Raw genomic sequence first — 3,997 nt, 5'->3', positions numbered from 1 at the left:
TTTAAATACATTGAATAAAGAGGCTGAATTTATTAGAGATTTAATAGATACCAATCAGAAAGATAAAGCGTTTAAAAAATTAGTAGATCTTTATCAAGAGCGATTGTATTGGCATATTCGTAAGATTGTTATCACTCATGAAAATGCTGATGATGTGTTGCAAAATACTTTTTTAAGAGTGTATAAGGGACTTCCAAATTTTAAGCAAAATAGCTCTTTGCATACTTGGATGTATAGAATTGCTTATAATGAATCCATTCGGTATATAGAACAAAATAAAAATAATCAACAAGATTCATTAGATGATGTTAACAAAACATATTTAAATAATTTAGAAGGTGATGAATATTTTGAAGGAGATGAAATTCAATTAAAATTACAACAAATTTTATCTGAATTACCAGATAAACAGCGTACAATCTTTCAAATGAAGTATTATGACGATTTAAAATTTAATGAAATTGAGGATATTTTAGGAATAAAAGAAAGTACTATCAAATCATCTTACTATACTGCAGTAAAATATATTGAAAATAATATACACACAGTCAAACTTTTATAAAAAAACAAGGTCTAATAATAGTATGAATAAATTAAGCAAACATAAAAAATCAGAATTTAACATTAATAATAGCGATATGCTAGATAAAAATAATCAAAAAAAGCATAAAGAAGAATTAGGTTTGAATATTCCTAAAGATTATTTTGCGAGTTCTAAAACAAGCATATTAGAAAACGTTTTAAATAAGAAAAAACCAAAACTGTTAATCTTTACAAGAAAAAGAATGGTGTGGTTTGCCGCAGCATCTATTGCATTAATTTTTGCAATAACCGTTTTTAAACCAAACGCCCTGCCATCAATGAATGAAATTCCAGCCATTGTTTCTGATACTATTGAAACTATGAAAAGCAACGGATTGGCTCTTGAAAATTTAACAAGTGAAGGAAATGATGCTCTTATTGCATCGCTTTTTGTAGATGATTCAGAAATTGATGAATTTGTAACTGATTATGTTTTGGAAGAATTGGTTTATGAAGAAGTTTTAAATAAATAATAAGAAGTAAAGGTCTAATAATAACACAATTATTTATAAGTAAAAAAATACAAAAGATGAAATCTATAAAAATAATATCGTTGGTCGCATTTTTGTTTCTTTTTGGAATTTCAAGTATAGAAGCTCAAGAAAAAAAGCAAAATAATCAACAAAATCAATCCCAAAGCTTAAATGAAAATCAAGGAATGGATAATGCAGCGTTACTTGAAAACTTATCTGAAGAGCAATTATTAATGATTAATGAGCAAAGAGAACAAATAAAAAAGCATAGAGCGCTGTTTAAAGCAAGTTTTAATGAAGCGCAATTCGCTATTTTTGAAAATACAAAACTTACAAAACAAGAAAAACATGATGCTTTAATGACATCGTTAACGAAAGCTCAAAAAGCAATGCTATCAGAGCATAAAGCAAGTGTACAAGAAAGTAAACAACAGTTTAAAAATACCATTACAAGTGAGCAACGCCAACAAATAAGAAGTAGAATGCAAACCAATAAAGAGACACAAGGTGTTAATGAGTTGAGAGAAACTATAAAAGAAAATAGAAAACAACACGGTAAAAATTAAGAAAATTAATAAATTAGCCTTAACTTAGTTAGTTGAGGGAATGTATTCAATCACTTATTAAAATTGTGTTATAAATGAAATTTTTTGCTACATTATTGGTATGGGGTTTTGGCTTTTTTTTTATTTATGCACAAGAGCCAACTAAAGAAAAAGAATTAGATGATTTTGTGGATGAATTTTTTATGGAAGATGATTTAATAAATGATTTAATAACGTCAATTTCAAAATATCAATTTTTATATATTTCTACAACCTATACAAGTAATACTTATTTTTCAGGACGCGATATAGGGATAGATCAGTTCAATGTAAGTCCACAAATTACCTATGTGAACTCTAACGGATTATTTGCTAGTGTATCAGGTATTTATTATAGTGAATTTCTGCCAAATTGGGATGTTACTACTGTAACAGTAGGGTATGGTAAAAACTTCGGGAAAAAGAAGTTATTTAAATATGATGCATCTTATACCAAATATTTTTATTCCAACGCTTTTAATTCTGTATATAGCAATACATTAAATATAGGGTTAGGTATTAGAAATAAAGAAAGAACTTTAGGAACTCAACTTTCAGGAGCTCTCTTATTTGGTGAGGATGAATCGTTTCAAATAACCTCCAATAGTTATGTTGTTTTTAATTTATTAAAAACAAATAAGTCAAGTTTAAAGTTGAAGCCGCAAGTAAGTATTTCGGCTGGAAAACAAACCATAGACCTTGCAAGAGCTTATTATTTTAATGGTGAATTAGTTACAGAATATTTTCAAAATGAGACGTTTGATTTAATTAACACCCAATTAAGTATTCCTTTGCAATACAATGTAAATTCATTTGATTTTGAAGTAGAATACACCATTAATTTACCACACCCAATTGGTGAGGAATTAGAGCTTAATACTACAGGGGTTGTTAGTTTTTCTATAGCGTATATGATTGACTTGTAAGTTGATATGTGTTTATTTGAATTCTATTAAATTTGAATTTTAGGAAGTTTCAGAAGTAGTTAAATTTCCTAATAGTAGAGCAATAAGACCTTAAAATGCTTTTATAGATAAAAGGTTATTATATTTTGTGAAACTACAAAAAACATTTTTTACATTTACAAATAGATAATAAACAAAAATTAACTTTTAAAAAATACTATTATGGCAAAAAGTCAAGACGCAAAGAAAACCGTTAAAAAAGAACCAGCTAAAACTGCTAAAGAAAAAAAGGCAGCAAAAAGAGAAAAGAAAGCTGGTAAATAATATTTTTTGTTAAAACCTCGTTTAATCATAAACGAGGTTTTTTTTTTGAAGTTTAATTAGATTCCTCTTTTTGTTTTTGTATAATAGCTTTAAGATGTTTCGTACGCAATTCTTTAGCTTCTCTTAATTTTGCCTTCTTCTGATTCATTAATTTAGAGTGCTTTGCTTTATTTTTTGTGTTTTTCGCTTGTCCTTTTTTAGCCATGAATTACAAATTATTGATTCTGTTTATAATATTTTATGAATGAGATTAAAGATACCAAAGCCCAAACTCCTTCTAAAATGATGAAAGGCAAATAGTTTAAAAGTATTGAAGCCAAACAAGCCAATGAAGCTCCAATGAAGTTTAAAAGAATAAAGTATAAATTTTTGTGGGTAATTAGATCTAATATATTTAAAATATAGGCAAGTAGAATTAGAAATACTCCAATAAATCCTAACCAATCTGTTGTATTCATAATTTTAAGTTTTAGGTATCAATTTAAAAATTGATTAAAATTTTACATCCATTTTAATATTTAAAACGCGTTGGGTCATAAAATTTGGAATGCCATAAAATTGTTTTGAATATACATCTCGTACCCATGTATTTGTAATCGCATTTTGAACATCAAACATATTAAAGATTTCAAAACCGACAGAAAATTCTTTAAAGTTACTTTTCCAACCACTATTATATTGATTTTTAGCATCGGTAAAAACATAGGAGATGCCTATATCGGCTCTTTTGTATGCATTTAATCTATTTTGATATTGGTAGGGATCTGTATAAGAAGGTGATCCACCAGGGACACCCGTATTAAATACCAAATTTAAATACATTTTTATGTTTGGAATATTTGGAACATAATCTTGAAACAACATCCCAAATTTAAATAGTTGATCTGTTGGGCGTGAGATATAACCTCTGTCATCACTATTTTCTTCTGTTTTTAAAAACCCAACACTTATCCAACTTTCTGTACCTGGTACAAATTCGCCATTCAATCTTAAATCTAAACCAGTAGCGTACGCTTTTGCATTGTTATTGGCACTGTATCTAATTTTAACATTATCTACAGTATAGGTGTTTACATTGGTTAAATTTTTATAATAAATTTCAGAAACTAATTTAAAAGGTCGATCCCAT

Annotated in this window: 6 protein-coding genes and 1 pseudogene; 4 read left to right on the top strand and 3 right to left on the bottom strand. The window is 27.5% G+C overall.

All coding sequences use genetic code 11. From position 1 onward, the window contains the following. The 4 genes from ABY863_RS13130 to ABY863_RS13115 all read left to right on the top strand — a co-directional run. Positions 1 to 562 (top strand): RNA polymerase sigma factor (locus ABY863_RS13130; protein WP_372795564.1); only part of this gene is annotated, 562 nt, incomplete at its 5' end. 22 nt (positions 563 to 584) lie between these two features. Next, complete coding sequence (locus ABY863_RS13125) at positions 585 to 1,055, top strand: hypothetical protein (protein ID WP_372795562.1); 471 nt, start codon at positions 585 to 587, stop codon at positions 1,053 to 1,055. Positions 1,056 to 1,111: 56 nt separating this feature from the next. Continuing rightward, on the top strand, positions 1,112 to 1,621 hold the full coding sequence (locus ABY863_RS13120) for a hypothetical protein (protein ID WP_372795560.1): 510 nt from the start codon (positions 1,112 to 1,114) through the stop codon (positions 1,619 to 1,621). A 74-nt stretch (positions 1,622 to 1,695) separates the two neighbouring features. After that, on the top strand, positions 1,696 to 2,565 hold the full coding sequence (locus tag ABY863_RS13115; protein WP_372795558.1) for a hypothetical protein: 870 nt from the start codon (positions 1,696 to 1,698) through the stop codon (positions 2,563 to 2,565). Between the two features lie 355 nt (positions 2,566 to 2,920). Here ABY863_RS13115 and ABY863_RS13110 read toward each other — a convergent pair whose 3' ends face one another. The 3 genes and pseudogenes from ABY863_RS13110 to ABY863_RS13100 all read right to left on the bottom strand — a co-directional run. Next, entirely contained in the window at positions 2,921 to 3,073 is a 153-nt protein-coding gene (locus tag ABY863_RS13110; protein ID WP_372795556.1) for a hypothetical protein, read from the bottom strand. A 10-nt stretch (positions 3,074 to 3,083) separates the two neighbouring features. Then, positions 3,084 to 3,326 carry a hypothetical protein gene (locus ABY863_RS13105; protein ID WP_372795554.1) on the bottom strand — a complete coding sequence of 81 codons (243 nt, stop codon included), beginning with the start codon at positions 3,324 to 3,326 and terminating at the stop codon, positions 3,084 to 3,086. A 34-nt stretch (positions 3,327 to 3,360) separates the two neighbouring features. Beyond that, positions 3,361 to 3,997, bottom strand: a pseudogene (locus tag ABY863_RS13100) (TonB-dependent receptor); the annotation flags it as partial.

Origin of the sequence: Lutibacter sp. (genome assembly GCF_041562875.1) — a bacterium.
GTDB lineage: Bacteria > Bacteroidota > Bacteroidia > Flavobacteriales > Flavobacteriaceae > Lutibacter.
The sequence above is the reverse complement of the archived record's forward strand: the minus strand, read 5'-3'. Positions and strand labels throughout refer to the sequence as shown.